The following is a 13,843-nucleotide window of genomic DNA, read 5'->3' on the forward strand; positions in this document are numbered from 1 at the left end:
TCCGCCCCGCAAAAAGCGCCTCGTCGGAGGGGGCGTGGGCGTCCTGCGTTTCTGAGCGAGCCGCTTCCGCTTTTCTAAAGAAGATAGGCGGGGGATAACTGCCCGTAAAAGCCCGATTGGGTGGGCTTTCCATCCGAGGGGGATGAAGAACCCCCCTCGGATGGAAGTTTCACTTTATTAGGATAGCCTTCATATTTCCTACTTAAAGCACAAGCTAAATCACTTCTTCTTCATCTAGTTTCTCAATCACTATCACTTCTCCATCTTTAAAACGAATCTTTCTAATATTTCTCCATAATATTGTCACTATCACTTTTTGCTTCTGTAGTACGCCGATAAAATCCGTACCTACTTCTTGAATCGTCCCAACAATGATTTCTTCCTCATTCCCATCACGGCGTATTGTCACTTCTATTACATTTCCTATATTTTTTAAAAGGCGGAAATTCAATCTATCCTTTAAACCATTAAAATTCAATGAGGACAATTCTTCACATACAGGATCTCTATTACCTATCGTTTTTTTTACTTGTGTCTCCATAACAATTGGAATTTTTATGTTTTGTTCTTTATATTCCAGGCTGTTCTGCTTTTGGACTACACTTGGAACAGTAAAATATGGACGTGATACCGCTGTTTTTTGTTTATTAATCCACAAAAGACAACATCTCCTTTCACTTATTCTCTTTAGCGTATGAAGAAGAAAAATAAAAGGACACACAAAGTAAATAGGGGGTATTTCACTTCAATGTAAATAAAAGTAAAATGATTCGCATAATAATAGATTGGTAGTTAAAATTCATAATGAAAGGGGGCATATGCGTCTGTTCTCCTGGTACATGCCACGAGATCTCACGCCATACATATGCAAAAAAACAATATAAAACATCAGCCCGGAAAACGAACAACTGAATCGGAAAATTCACAAAAGAAAAAAATCCCTTTAAAAAACAACACTACATTACCTGAAAACCAAGTATTTAGCGATCTATTAGGGAAAAATATTTTATTGACTACTCGCTCTGATCAGTTAAATATATTGGGCCAAACATTTCGTCCTATTTTTACTGGAAGTATTATAAGAGTATCAGACGGTTTCATTACACTTTATCCTGTCACAATTAAAATGAATAATGCACCATTTTTCCAATTTCCTACGCCTCTTAATTTTGCAATTGAGATGATTGCCTTCTTCTTACCATTTGACCCTAATACTCGCTTCCCAATCCCATAATAATAAAGGTGGTGTAAAAAATGAAGAATCAAGATCAAGTTAAAGGGCAAAGAACAATTTCTCCAGCTTGTAGAAGTGCAGTTAATAATCCTTTAATTAATGAATTACGTCGTGCCAATGTTACACAAGAATTTGAAAACCACATTGGTTCCCGAGTATTGATTCTAATTGCCCAGTTTCCATTTATGATTATCGGTACCATTTTAGAAATAAACGCAGACTACGCTTTTATTAAAATTGAAACAACTCATATTAATGAATTTGATAATATGACGGCACGTATACACATTGACAATATTGAAGTATTCTTTATTGAAGATGGAAGATTTGAAATTCCAAACATTCAACAAATATCAGGAAATTAATTCAAAAAGGCTATCCCTCTTATCAAGAGTAGGTGATAGCCTTTTTCAATTGCAATAGGTGAATGATGACACAGAATGTATGAAAAGCACATCTATTATACTAGCTACATTTTTTGATATGAAAGGAGCATTCTACAAACAATGAAAACGGACAACCGAAGCCAAATTTGGTTTCCAACTCATTTTGATGTCTCCCCCTGTCATCCATTATCTACTTGCTTTCCCAATGCCGCACCGGGCTTTCCTTCCCCTAACAGTTCACTTCCACAAGATGAATTAGATCAATTACAGACGTGCATTGAAGAGGCCAACAACTTACTTCATGTTATTTCAAATCCAAGAGATCCAGAAATCACAAGAGCTTTACAGCTGTTTCTCTTAACACTTCGCAATCTAGAAGTACAAGCAATTGTTGCATGTGACACTACAAAAGAAACACTGATAGGAACGTTAACAAATGCAGGAAAAGATTTTATTGAGTTAACTAACGAAAAACAAGAAAAATTACTAATTCCATATTTACAACTTTGTTTATTGAAGCGAAATCACAAACAAAAACCTACGTCGCAATCTTTCACATTTAATTTGACTCCACAACTGCGACAAGATTTAATACTACATTTTGGAAAAACAGTAGCGGCAAATCCAGTTTTAATTAATACTTTTTTTGGTATTTCTTTAGTACTTTACTTACAAAGATTTGTTAGAAAAAACATTATCATCCGACTGCAAAATGAAGAAGAACCTATACAAGGAATATTAATCGCTGTTCAGGAAGAAGATATTGATGATGCTTTAAGGCCTCCAGCTAAAATAAAAGTAAAAGTTTCTAATAAAATTGTAGAGATAAATCTAGATGACGTATGTTTTATTTCCGTCTGTCCTCATTAATAGCACTCACGAACAATAGGAAATAAACTACCTAAGCATACATAATGGTAGTTTATTCCCTATTCACTTTATTTACTTTTTTCAGATTTACTCTTACATTTTATTCGACATTCATAACAAGAAAAGCCCTTGGTTTACTTAATATTCAGCAGTGAATGAAGAAAATTCCACTGAGAAAATTTTTACTTTATGAAAGTATTTTTTCAATCTCCCTCTCTAATTCTTCCGGCTTTTTCTGCGGCGCAAAACGCTCAATTACTTCTCCATCACGCCCTATTAAAAACTTCGTAAAGTTCCACTTTACCGCCTTCATGCCAAGTATGCCCGGTGCCTGCTCCGTCATATATTTATATAACGGATGCGCACTATCACCTTTTACATCAATTTTCGCAAACATCGGAAAAGATACACCGTAATTTAATTCACAAAAGCTTGTAATATCTTCTTCTGTCCCTGGTTCTTGTCCGCCAAATTGGTTGCATGGAAATCCGAGTATTTCAAAACCTTGTTCTTTATATTTTTCATACAAAGCTTGCAATCCTTTATATTGCGGTGTAAAACCACATTTGCTGGCAACATTCACAATTAATACTACTTTTCCTTCATATTCACGTAACGACTTTTCTTCTTCTTTTATTGTTTTTGCAGAAAAATTATAAATTGTCATATTATATCGACTCCTTAAGTTCATACACGCCTATATATCCATCATAAAATGTATGGTGTACATTGTCTAATGAGAATGTTTTATTTTTGTTCAAAAAATCGTCACAATTAACTAGACATTTTACTTGGAAAGTTTTACAATAAAAGTGTGAACAAAATGTGACATTTTATCTTCTAAATTGTGACATTTTCAATTCCATTATTAAAAATAGGGATGGTGTTGATAATGAAAACTGCACAAAGTGAAAAGCTTTCTAATCGCGAATTTTATTTCGTACTATACATGATGATGTTATTTGTTTTAGGTTGGTTTATGGATGTTAACGGTATTTTCTTAAGCAAATATTTCACACTCGCAGGAATGATTACAGTTCCAACAATCGGCGGTCTTGTCGGCTACTTTATTATGTCTCTTAGCAAACAACAAAATAACTAAACGTATTACATAAAGGCAGAAAACGATGTTTCGTTTTCTGCCTTTTCTTTTATAATAAAAGAATAATAAACTACAAGGAGTGATAAATTTGAAAAAAGTAGAAAAACTATCTTCACAGCTATACCTTATCGATGATTACGACTTACAACATGAACAACGTACAGGTACATATGTTTTACTTGGTGATGAGATTACGATAATTGAAACGAGCGCTGCACCTTCTCTTCCTTATCTATTAGATGGATTACAACAATTGGATATACAACTAACCGATATAAAAAATATTATTGTTACACATGTTCATTTGGACCATGCTGGTGCTGCTGGCTTAATGATGGAAAAATGCCCAAATGCAACGCTGTTCGTTCATTCTAGGGGCGCTCGTCACATGATTGATCCAACAAAACTCATTCAAGGTGCAAAAGCTGTTTACGGTGATTCATTTGATACACTCTTTCATCCCATTTTGCCTATTTCAGAAGAACGCGTTCACATCGTACAAGATGGTGAAACATTACAAATTGCCAATAACCGGACGCTGACATTCTACGATACACCAGGTCATGCAAAGCATCACATTAGCATTCATGATTCTTTAACAAACGGTATATTTACTGGCGACACGATTGGTATTTACTACCGTCAATTAGCTGAACTAGGTGTTGAACTTTATTTGCCAACAACATCTCCTACACAGTTTCAACCAGAAGCTATGTTAGCTTCAAAAGACCGTATTCAAAATATGAATGTCGATTTTATTTATTTTGGTCATTATGGTGCCTCTTCTCATATTTCTGAAATTTGCACGCAGCTAGAACATTGGCTCCCAATATTTGTTGAAGCCGGAGAGCAAGTGTTTGAACATGAACAAAATTTTGAAAAAGCAAGCCAAGAGCTGTCCCATTTATTACTTGAAAAAGTTTCATCACATCTTACAAATCAAGGTGTCCCATCGTCACATTCTATTTATGACTTGCTAAAACTCGATTTAGAAATCGGGGCTATGGGAATTATTGATTATTTGATTAAGCGAGAACAAACAGAAACAACTCCAAAATAAGAATCTTACGATCATGACCAAAATGTTTGTCGCTGCAACAAAAAAAGAGTCCATTTTTCTTGTCATGGACTCTTTTTTGAAGTTTATTCGATATATTACTTATGTACTTTCTCGCTGACATAATTCATGAAATGATCTGCTTCTTGAAATTCTGCTTTATATTCTTCAGGAACCTTATCTATCGTTATAGGTTCACTTGATTTCATTTTCGCTTGTATTTTTTCATATGTCATTTGAGCATGTATATATTGTTTAAATTCTTTAGAAGTTAACACTTCTTTACTTGATTTCTCTCCGTTTAACTTATCAAAATACGGCTGAATAACCATGTAAGCCTTCATCATTTCCTCTTGTTTCTCTTGAGAAAGTTGATCGTAATCAATATTACCATTTGCATCTCCATATTTCATTTTTGCATCTAGCAGTCCTTTTAACAATGTTGTAAACTCTGTATACTCTTTGTCTCTCATTTCACCTTTTGCTTGCGATAACTTCGCATCTACATGCATATACCCTTGAAATGTTGCATTTACAAAATGTTTCTTTACATTATCAAATGATCCATACACACCATCTACAAGAGATTGATACGCAAAAGCACTCGTTGGAATAAGTAATGTTGCTGCTAACACACTCGTTATAAGACGTTTTTTCATTGTTTTCCCTCCGCGTTCTACTTTTATTTGATTCATTACTTTTTCTTTCAATTCCGGTGATGGTACAATTCCTTTTGCTTCTTCTTGCAAAGATTCTCTTACTTTGTATTCAAGACTCATTATGCATCCCCCACTTCTTTTAAAAGAATATTTCCTTCTCGCTCTTTTTGCCGTAATTTCTTTAAGGCTGCATGAATTCTCGATTTAACCGTTCCAACTGGTACATCTAAAATATTTGCTACTTCTTCTTGAGAGTAATCATGTAAATATCGCAGGATGATGACTTGTTTTAATTTATAAGGTAACTTATGTATCAAAGTAACAAGTTCTTGATTGGACAGTTTATTAACAAGATCATTAGAAAAATCAAATTCAATTGGTTTTCGCTGCTCTTCTGCTTTTTTCACAATCCGTAGACGCATCCATCTCTTTCTTCTATAAGAATGAATTTGTCTTACAGTAAGACCGATTAACCATGGCCGAAAAGGACGCCCTTGATCAAATTGACTAAGCGATTGATACAATTGCATATATATTTCCTGAACAACATCATCTACATCCGACTTTTCCTCTATCAAAAAATGGGCCGTCTTATACACATCTTCAATTGTTTTATCGTATAGTTCACTATATGCTTCCTGATTTCCTAATAACGTCTGCTCAATAAGATAACCATATTCGCTTTCTTTCTCCATCCTTACTCCCCTCCTCTCTTATGTCGTACACTATATATTGGCAAGAACAGAAAATTCCATTCGATTTTTTTGAAATTAATTTTTCATAACGTTTTCTTATAACTCCTCATAACCATTATATAATTTTCCAAATTATGATGGCCTTTTATAATAAACTATAGAATCTACTTTAGGAGGACAGATCATGAAAGCAATTGTTGTAACTGCCTTTGGAGGCCCTGAAATGATGAAATATATAGACATAGCTATGCCGTCTATTAACGCGAATCAAGTTTTAATTCGCGTTGTCGCAACAAGTGTGAACTTTGCTGATATTAAATCTCGATATGGAAAAAAAGGAACCGGAAATCTTCCTTTTATACCTGGTATAGATGCTGCTGGAATCGTGGAACAGGTCGGATCTAACGTAACGAATATTAAAGTGGGACAGCGCGTTATTGCTTTTCCATTAAACGGATCGTATGCCGAATATGTTGTAGCAAATGAAGAACTTACTTTTGTATTACCAGACGAAATTGATTTTGAAACTGCTGCGGCTTGTCCAATTGTTGCGTTTACAAGTTATACACTGCTAGCAAATATTGCAAGGTTACAACAAGGCGAAACTGTACTGATCCATGCCGCTGCAGGAGGAATTGGCACAACAGCTATTCAACTCGCTAACATTTTAGGTGCTGGAAAAGTCATTGGAACAGTTGGAAATAAAGAAAAAAAGAAAATCGCTTTAGAAGCCGGGGCAGATTATGTTATTTGTTATAAGGAAGAAGATTTTGTACATAAAGTGAATGAGATTACGAATGGAGAAGGTGCAGACGTTATATTGGATTCTATTTCCGGTACCATATCAGAACAAAGCTTGCAATGTCTTGCTTTCTATGGGCGCCTTGTCCATTTTGGAAATGCAAGCGGTGCTATCGGAACATTTCAAACAAAAGATTTACATGCAAGCTGCCGATCTGTTCTTGGCTTTAGCTTTGGAACAACTCGAAAAAAACGCCCTCATCTGCTCCAACATACTGCTGAGGAAATATTTCCTCTTTTAAGCAATGGCAATTTACAAATTAAAATCGGAAAACGTTTTTCACTTGAGGATGCAGGGAAAGCACATGAATGGGTCGAAAGTAGACAAAGTACCGGAAAAGTTTTATTAAATGTTCAGCCAACATAACATGATTCTCTTTCAAGCGGAGGTACCTTTCATGGGATCAAGAATTATGCATGTAATTATAGCGAATTTGGTTGCAAAAAAATTAGAGATTCCAGACAAAACTTCTTTCCTACTCGGAGGAATTGCGGCAGATGCAGTTCATTCAAAAGAGGAAAAAGAAATATCGCACTTTTATAAAGGCACAGTAAAGAATTATACAAGAAAAATTGATTATGAAGCATTCCTACATAAATATAAGGCGTACAAAGATTCTCCTTTCATATTAGGATATTACACACATCTCGTTGCTGATGATATATGGCTGCAAGGCTTCTATCTTCCCTGGCTCAAAAATCGAATCGATCATGATCCTAATATCCTTTCTTTGTACCATCACGACTTTAAGATTTTAAACGGAAAGTTGCTACATTATTATGATAGGGATAAGAACTTATTTCATATCTTAAATATGAACGCGAATTTGATAGGTATTGAGGAAGTACCAGGGGAACACATCCATTCTTTTAAATCATTAGTTTTTGAAGATATGCTGTACTCACAGCAAGATTTATATGAGCCTCTACAAGTATTTACAATGAATCAAATTATTGGTTATATAGAAACTTCTCTTCATAAGAGTGTGTTTTATTTAGAACAGCTGCATATTACCTGATAAAGAAAAGCCGTGGCTACATCATATTCGTAGCTACGGCTTTTCTCCCGCTATTTGTAGGCAGTAAGACTCCCATCTAAAAATTCAGTGAAAGCATTGTCCAGTTCCAGTGGCTAGAATGTTCGGTGGCTTCACTTCTTCCTACGAGGTAAAATACACCTCTACGTCAGAAGCTCCATCCCCCTCACATTCTGGACGAGCCACTTCCACTTTTCTTCATTGTCCAGCTCTAGCGGCTAGAATCTCCGCTCGTTCCGCCCCCTCGGAAGAGGCAAAAAGCGCCTCTCCGCCCTGTGCGTCCTGCGATTCTGAGCGAGCCGCTTCCGCTTTTCTTAAGAAGTTAGGTAGGATATAAACTGCCCGTAAAAGCCCGATTGGTTGGGCTAAAAATCAGTGGAGGGACCCCCCACTGATTAAAGTTTCACTTTATCTAGGCTTTTTCTTCCCAGTGAATGCTGGTTTCTTTTTCTTTGGTTCTTTCGGTTTCGATTCAACAAACGATCCTTTAAACATTTCTTGTTTTTTAAACTGAATGCCTAGCTTCTTTGCAAATTGAAGTAACTTCTTCTCTTCTTGTGGTGTTACAAGCGAAACGACTGTTCCTTCTTTTCCCATACGTCCTGTACGCCCTGAACGATGAATATATTGATCAAGTGTATCCGGTAATTCTAAATGAATAACATGTGTTAAATCATCAATATCTAATCCGCGTGCTGCAATATCTGTCGCTAACAAGATTTCTACTTTTCCTTGACGGAATGCACGCATTGTTGCTTCACGTTCTTGTTTGCTTGCTTCTGCATGAAGAGCCGCCGCTTTCATCTTACGGAATTTCAATTTTTCAGCAATTTCATCTAAACGGAACGGATCATTTAAGAAAGCAACTGCTTTTACATTGCCAGTATGCATAATTCTTCTCACGTAATCGTTTTTTTCACGTCTTTCACAAACAATATACGTATGTTCCACTAAACTTTTTGTTTCCGCACGTTTAATGCGAACCAATTCTGGTTCAACCGCAAAATCACGCGCTACTTCTTCTGCATCTTTTGTCATTGTTGCTGAGAAAAATACGACTTGACGATCACGCATTGTCGATTTAATTACATCGGCCACGGCATCAATCATCTTTTGTTTTACAATTTGATCAAACTCATCAAATACAATCGTTTTCACTTCATGCATTTTCAATTTCTTCATACGGATTAGTTCTAAAATACGTCCAGGTGACCCAACGATTACTCGCGGATGCTTCTTTAGCTTCTCTACTTGACGCTTAATATCTGCACCGCCGATTAAAGATGCACCTGAAATCTCAGTACCTGCCGTAAACTTTTGTACTTCTTCATGAATTTGCATCACAAGTTCACGTGTTGGTGCTAAAATAACCACTTGAGGTTGTTTCACTTCAGGGTTAATTTTATGTAAAAGTGGTAATAAATACGCTAATGTTTTACCTGTTCCTGTTGGAGATTCAGCAATAACGTCTCGTCCTTCTAAAATCGTTGGAATAGCTTGCTTTTGAATTTCAGTAAACTCTTTAAAACCAGCCTTCTCCCAAGCTTGTTGCAAAAATGGTTGCATCTCTTTTATCATTTCTTTTTCTCCTTTATCTCTATTTTTGAAGAAATTGTTGTATTATTCGCATCGTTTCTATCATATGAGAAATAACAGTTATTAAGTCATCAACATGGTCTTCTGTAATCGCTTTTTGAAATAAGATGTCTACTTTATTATGATATGAAATCGCTTGCTTATTATATTCGTATGAAATTTGCTGCGTAATCATTCGTTCTTTTCCCCATATGGATTGTAGCAACGCTTCGATTTCTTGGCAATCTTTTTCTGGATACCCCATAGGAAATGCAAAGAAAAGTTTCATTTCACAGCCAGGAACAAAATTTGGTACCGCTAATATCTCACCTGATAAATTCTTTGCATCAACTGATAATAAAAACGTCGCTTCCACTAATGGCTCTATATATTCTGTGAGCTGAAACGAAATGGTATATGTACGACTAAATGATGCCAGATCCATTATATCCTTTCGATTCGTTACAACGATATCAGCATGTAGATCAAAATCATATACAGCTCCTTCAACGACAACTTTTAAATTTTCAAAAGCAGTTGGATCAAACATATATTCCTCCAAAAAACAAGCGCCTTTCCATCGAAAGGCGCCGTATGATGTACGTATAGTTTACCGATAAAAGAGAAGAAATACAACCTTTTAGAATAAACCTACTGCTTTTCCATCTTCATTTACGTCCATTTGCAAAGCAGCTGGTTTCTTTGGAAGGCCTGGCATTGTTAACATTGTTCCTGTTAATGCGACGATAAAGCCAGCACCAATAGATGGTTTAAATTCTCGAATTGTCACAATAAAGTCAGATGGACGTCCTAGTTTTGTTGGATCATCAGAAAGAGAATATTGTGTTTTTGCCATACAAATTGGTAAGTTACCCCAACCTTCTGCAGCAAATTGCGTTAATTGTTTGCGAGCTTTTGGCGCAAATTCAATATCTTTTGCACCGTATACCTTTTGAGCAATTGTACGAATTTTCTCTTCTAACGGAAGCTCTAAATCATATAAAGGTGCGTATGTATTCTCACCTTTTTCAATTACTTTTAATACTTTCTCTGCCAGGTCAACACCGCCTTGACCGCCTTTTTCCCATACTTCCGTTAAAGATACTTCGTAACCGCGCTCATTGCACCACTCTTGTAAGTATACAACTTCTTTATCTGTATCTGTAATGAACTTGTTAATTGCGATAACAAATGGAACACCGAATGCTTGAATTGTTTCAACATGTTTTTGTAAGTTTTCCATACCTTTTGCTAACGCATCAACATTCTCTTCTTTTAATCCATCTTTCGCTACGCCGCCATGCATTTTAAGGGCACGAATTGTTGCAACAATAACAACTGCTTCTGGTTTGATTCCTGCTGCACGTGCTTTAATATCTAAGAATTTCTCAGCACCTAAATCCGCACCAAAGCCAGATTCCGTAATCACATAATCACCTAATTTTGCTGCCATTTTCGTTGCGATTACACTGTTACAGCCGTGTGCAATGTTAGCAAATGGGCCGCCATGAATGATTGCTGGTGTATTTTCTAACGTTTGTACTAAATTTGGTTTTAACGCATCTTTCAATAACAGTGTTAATGCACCTTCTACACCTAAATCTTTTACTGTTACAGGTTCGTTATCCATGTTATAAGCTACAACAATACGTGCTAAACGTCCTTTTAAGTCTTGTACATCTGTCGCTAAGCAGAATACAGCCATAATTTCAGATGCAACTGTAATATCAAAGCCGTCTTCACGCGGCACACCTTGCACTGGTCCGCCAAGGCCGATTACAACATTGCGAAGTGCACGATCATTTAAATCTACACAACGTTTCCATACGATTTTACGCGTATCGATACGCAAATCATTTCCTTGTTGAATGTGATTGTCAATAAATGCTGCAAGTGCATTATTTGCAGTTGTAATCGCATGAATGTCACCTGTAAAGTGAAGATTAATATCTTCCATTGGTACAACTTGCGAGTAACCTCCGCCTGCTGCACCGCCTTTTAATCCCATAGTTGGTCCAAGAGATGGTTCACGAAGCGCAATCACTGCTTTTTTACCGATTTTATTAAACGCTTGTCCTAAACCAACTGTTACCGTTGATTTTCCTTCCCCTGCTGGAGTAGGGTTAATTGCTGTAACTAGTACAACTTTTCCATCTTCTTCTCCTTGTAAGCGCTTAAAAATATCAAGAGATAGTTTCCCTTTATAATGACCGTACGGCTCTAATTCTTCTTCTAAAATGTTTAATTCTGCTGCAATCTCTTGAATTTTCTTCATACTTGCTTCTTGTGCAATTTCAATATCAGATTTTACTGTAGTAGTTGCTGCCATATTCCCTAGTCCCCCTTTAATTGTTTCTGAAAATATTGTATCAGTTTTTTGTATTTTCTGCACTTATAATCCACCTTTACAATAAAACTTCTATCCGTGAGGATTATTGCCCATTAGTAGCAAGAAAAGTTACTTCTTTTGAAACATAAATACCCACATAAATGTTAAAGCTTGCTGCAATTCAAGCGGAAGTTGTCCAATCATCTTTTCGTTTACCCCTCGTTTATATACTCCCATTCCATCTACCAAATATAACCCCTGCTCCTGTGCAAGTTTTTGAAACTCCCATGGCATCATTGTGTTACAAATGACATTCTTTCCATATAAACGCGGATAGCTATTCTCACGTGGTTTTGCAGTTGGTCCTAAAATAGCAATACAGGCAAAACCTTCTTTTCCTAACACTCGCTTTATTTCTTGCAATGCTTCAAGAGGTGCTTCGGTCCATTCTAATGAATTTACCGCTAACACGGAGGCAAACTCCCCATCTTGAAACGGCAACGAAGTAAGATCGCCCACTATAAATGATAAATTAGAATGTTCACCTCGACTTTTCCCTTTTTCAATCATTTGCTCCGATAAGTCGACACCACAAGCTTTGTAACCAGCTTTACTTAGTTTGTATGTACCATATCCATCCCCGCACCCTACATCAAGAACGGTTTCTCCGCTTCGTATATATTTTTGGAAAAACGGAATAATTGTACTGCGGCTACCATTATCCCACATTTCTTGACTATTTTGACTCCAGAAATCCGCATTATCATCCCATTTTTGCTGCGCTGCTTCATGCCAATTAAACTTCATTATTTTTCTCCCACCTTTCCATTTTACATCTATGTAAAAGTCATTCTACACCATTTTACATTTTTCCTGTTTATTCTTAAGAAGAGATGGATAATATAGCAACAGATAATTGTTTCTCCATTTTTTTCTTTAGTTGTATATAAATAATAAGCATGTTTTCTTATTTAATAAAAAATACTAAGCATACCCTAATTCGAAAGAGAGGGACATTCCTTGCCGAAAAAACGAACACATCATCTAAAAAGCGGAGAAAAACAGGAAGAATATGCAATAGAAATTACCCCTCAGCGACTTCCAATTAGACGTCGTCGTAAAGAAATTCATAAAGAAGAAGAGCGGACGGACATCGGTAACATTGTTGGATACGTTGCATTATTTCTCTCCTTATTTTCAATTGCTTTCTATCCCATTACACTTGGATCGCTTTCCATTTTAATTGGACTTCTTGCTGTTCATTACGAAGCAAAAACACTCGGATATACAGCCATTGGTTTTGGAGGATTTTCTTTACTGTTTAGTTTATTATATCCGTTCTTCTTATCAACACTTTAAAAAACACTTGTTTGATACAAACTATTTACACACCAAGAAAAAGGAGTGAATCTGTCACTCCTTTTTCTTATGTAAGGGATGCAACAATTGTTACATCCCTTATGCGCCAGGTGCATATTAACGAAATAACATCACATAACCGCAGCTACTACAATGATAAGCAGTAATTTCTTGAAACACGGGATAATTCTCCTCATCTCGCTGTTCAATAAATACTTTTTCAAAGCGATACATATTCGGTGCATATGCCCAGTCTTGTTTTGTACGAGCATATAAGGTGGACGAAAAAAAATCTTCTCCCCCGCAAACCATGCAAATCTTATTCACCATAACTCCCCCCTAAGCTTGTCTTATCCTAACTATATGAAAGAGAGTACAAAAAAAAGACCTTCTACATTTTAGAAAGTCTTTTCAGAGGAAAAGAGAAACCTGCCGAATATCCCAACAGCGCTATACGTCTTCTTTATCTTTGTTTCTGTTTGAAACGTCTGCTCTATCTTTATAAAAAATACGCCGTTTCGAACATCCTTACTAACAAACTCCATTTTCTCTTCTTTTTGATCTTTTTTCTGCGTACAATTAAAATCTACTTCATTACACACAATTGAATATTTGTCTTCTAAATGCTTTTGAAAATCCGCTTCTTTCGGACATGTTAATAGCATGATTGCGACAAGTACAATACTACTAATACCTACTATAATAAAATTCTTCTCCATTTTATCTCCTTTCAAAAAAG

At 36.1% G+C, this 13,843-nt stretch carries 18 protein-coding genes; 8 read left to right on the forward strand and 10 right to left on the reverse strand.

The genetic code is table 11. The annotated features are described in order from the left end of the window. Positions 1 to 214: 214 nt before the first annotated feature. Positions 215 to 658 carry a hypothetical protein gene (locus ACIGHG_RS09305; protein ID WP_336472727.1) on the reverse strand — a complete coding sequence of 148 codons (444 nt, stop codon included), beginning with the start codon at positions 656 to 658 and terminating at the stop codon, positions 215 to 217. Positions 659 to 865: 207 nt separating this feature from the next. Between ACIGHG_RS09305 and ACIGHG_RS09310 the strand changes: the two genes are divergently transcribed. From ACIGHG_RS09310 to ACIGHG_RS09320, 3 genes are all read left to right on the forward strand, one after another. Next, a complete protein-coding gene (locus ACIGHG_RS09310) occupies positions 866 to 1,234 on the forward strand; it encodes a hypothetical protein (RefSeq protein WP_336472728.1) in 369 nt (122 codons plus the stop codon). Positions 1,235 to 1,254: 20 nt separating this feature from the next. Beyond that, on the forward strand, positions 1,255 to 1,599 hold the full coding sequence (locus ACIGHG_RS09315; RefSeq protein ID WP_336472729.1) for a hypothetical protein: 345 nt from the start codon (positions 1,255 to 1,257) through the stop codon (positions 1,597 to 1,599). 141 nt (positions 1,600 to 1,740) lie between these two features. Beyond that, positions 1,741 to 2,490, forward strand: a complete 750-nt coding sequence (locus ACIGHG_RS09320) for a hypothetical protein (protein ID WP_396548203.1) — start codon at positions 1,741 to 1,743, stop codon at positions 2,488 to 2,490. Between the two features lie 187 nt (positions 2,491 to 2,677). Here ACIGHG_RS09320 and ACIGHG_RS09325 read toward each other — a convergent pair whose 3' ends face one another. After that, a complete protein-coding gene (locus ACIGHG_RS09325) occupies positions 2,678 to 3,157 on the reverse strand; it encodes a glutathione peroxidase (protein WP_396548205.1) in 480 nt (159 codons plus the stop codon). A 213-nt stretch (positions 3,158 to 3,370) separates the two neighbouring features. Here ACIGHG_RS09325 and ACIGHG_RS09330 point away from each other — a divergent pair, with 213 nt between their 5' ends. Beyond that, positions 3,371 to 3,592, forward strand: coding sequence for a DUF3925 family protein (locus ACIGHG_RS09330; RefSeq protein WP_396548285.1), 222 nt, complete (start codon positions 3,371 to 3,373; stop codon positions 3,590 to 3,592). An 88-nt stretch (positions 3,593 to 3,680) separates the two neighbouring features. Further along, the gene (locus ACIGHG_RS09335; protein ID WP_396548207.1) at positions 3,681 to 4,652 is read left to right on the forward strand and encodes an MBL fold metallo-hydrolase; all 972 of its coding nucleotides are present in this window, start codon (positions 3,681 to 3,683) and stop codon (positions 4,650 to 4,652) included. A gap of 95 nt (positions 4,653 to 4,747) precedes the next feature. On the opposite strand, the gene ACIGHG_RS09340 is transcribed toward ACIGHG_RS09335, so the two are convergent. Then, positions 4,748 to 5,428 carry a DUF3600 domain-containing protein gene (locus ACIGHG_RS09340; RefSeq protein ID WP_396548209.1) on the reverse strand — a complete coding sequence of 227 codons (681 nt, stop codon included), beginning with the start codon at positions 5,426 to 5,428 and terminating at the stop codon, positions 4,748 to 4,750. Continuing rightward, positions 5,428 to 6,003 carry a sigma-70 family RNA polymerase sigma factor gene (locus ACIGHG_RS09345; protein ID WP_336472734.1) on the reverse strand — a complete coding sequence of 192 codons (576 nt, stop codon included), beginning with the start codon at positions 6,001 to 6,003 and terminating at the stop codon, positions 5,428 to 5,430. Before ACIGHG_RS09345 ends, ACIGHG_RS09340 begins: the two co-directional genes overlap by 1 nt. A 184-nt stretch (positions 6,004 to 6,187) precedes the next feature. Between ACIGHG_RS09345 and ACIGHG_RS09350 the strand changes: the two genes are divergently transcribed. Further along, positions 6,188 to 7,171: a quinone oxidoreductase family protein gene (locus ACIGHG_RS09350; protein WP_396548212.1), complete on the forward strand. Its 984-nt coding sequence runs from the start codon at positions 6,188 to 6,190 to the stop codon at positions 7,169 to 7,171. A gap of 31 nt (positions 7,172 to 7,202) precedes the next feature. Beyond that, on the forward strand, positions 7,203 to 7,823 hold the full coding sequence (locus ACIGHG_RS09355) for a hydrolase (protein WP_336472736.1): 621 nt from the start codon (positions 7,203 to 7,205) through the stop codon (positions 7,821 to 7,823). Between the two features lie 426 nt (positions 7,824 to 8,249). Here ACIGHG_RS09355 and ACIGHG_RS09360 read toward each other — a convergent pair whose 3' ends face one another. The 4 genes from ACIGHG_RS09360 to ACIGHG_RS09375 all read right to left on the reverse strand — a co-directional run bounded on the left by ACIGHG_RS09360 (position 8,250) and on the right by ACIGHG_RS09375 (position 12,555). After that, positions 8,250 to 9,419 (reverse strand): DEAD/DEAH box helicase, encoded by a 1,170-nt coding sequence (locus ACIGHG_RS09360; RefSeq protein ID WP_396548214.1) that lies wholly within the window; start codon positions 9,417 to 9,419, stop codon positions 8,250 to 8,252. 19 nt (positions 9,420 to 9,438) lie between these two features. Next, positions 9,439 to 9,966, reverse strand: coding sequence for a hypothetical protein (locus ACIGHG_RS09365; RefSeq protein ID WP_336472738.1), 528 nt, complete (start codon positions 9,964 to 9,966; stop codon positions 9,439 to 9,441). Between the two features lie 90 nt (positions 9,967 to 10,056). After that, positions 10,057 to 11,745: a formate--tetrahydrofolate ligase gene (locus ACIGHG_RS09370; RefSeq protein WP_090912618.1), complete on the reverse strand. Its 1,689-nt coding sequence runs from the start codon at positions 11,743 to 11,745 to the stop codon at positions 10,057 to 10,059. Positions 11,746 to 11,874: 129 nt separating this feature from the next. Next, a complete protein-coding gene (locus ACIGHG_RS09375) occupies positions 11,875 to 12,555 on the reverse strand; it encodes a class I SAM-dependent methyltransferase (protein WP_336472812.1) in 681 nt (226 codons plus the stop codon). Positions 12,556 to 12,765: 210 nt separating this feature from the next. On the opposite strand from ACIGHG_RS09375, the gene ACIGHG_RS09380 reads away from it, so the two are divergent. Next, positions 12,766 to 13,104, forward strand: coding sequence for a permease (locus ACIGHG_RS09380; protein ID WP_396548216.1), 339 nt, complete (start codon positions 12,766 to 12,768; stop codon positions 13,102 to 13,104). A 117-nt stretch (positions 13,105 to 13,221) separates the two neighbouring features. Here ACIGHG_RS09380 and ACIGHG_RS09385 read toward each other — a convergent pair whose 3' ends face one another. Both ACIGHG_RS09385 and ACIGHG_RS09390 read right to left on the reverse strand, forming a co-directional pair. After that, on the reverse strand, positions 13,222 to 13,434 hold the full coding sequence (locus ACIGHG_RS09385) for a hypothetical protein (protein WP_090911836.1): 213 nt from the start codon (positions 13,432 to 13,434) through the stop codon (positions 13,222 to 13,224). 68 nt (positions 13,435 to 13,502) lie between these two features. Further along, positions 13,503 to 13,823, reverse strand: a complete 321-nt coding sequence (locus ACIGHG_RS09390) for a hypothetical protein (RefSeq protein ID WP_396548218.1) — start codon at positions 13,821 to 13,823, stop codon at positions 13,503 to 13,505. Positions 13,824 to 13,843: the final 20 nt, after the last annotated feature.

This window comes from Bacillus sp. NPDC077411 (assembly GCF_044543425.1).
GTDB classification, from domain to species: domain Bacteria; phylum Bacillota; class Bacilli; order Bacillales; family Bacillaceae_G; genus Bacillus_A; species Bacillus_A bruguierae.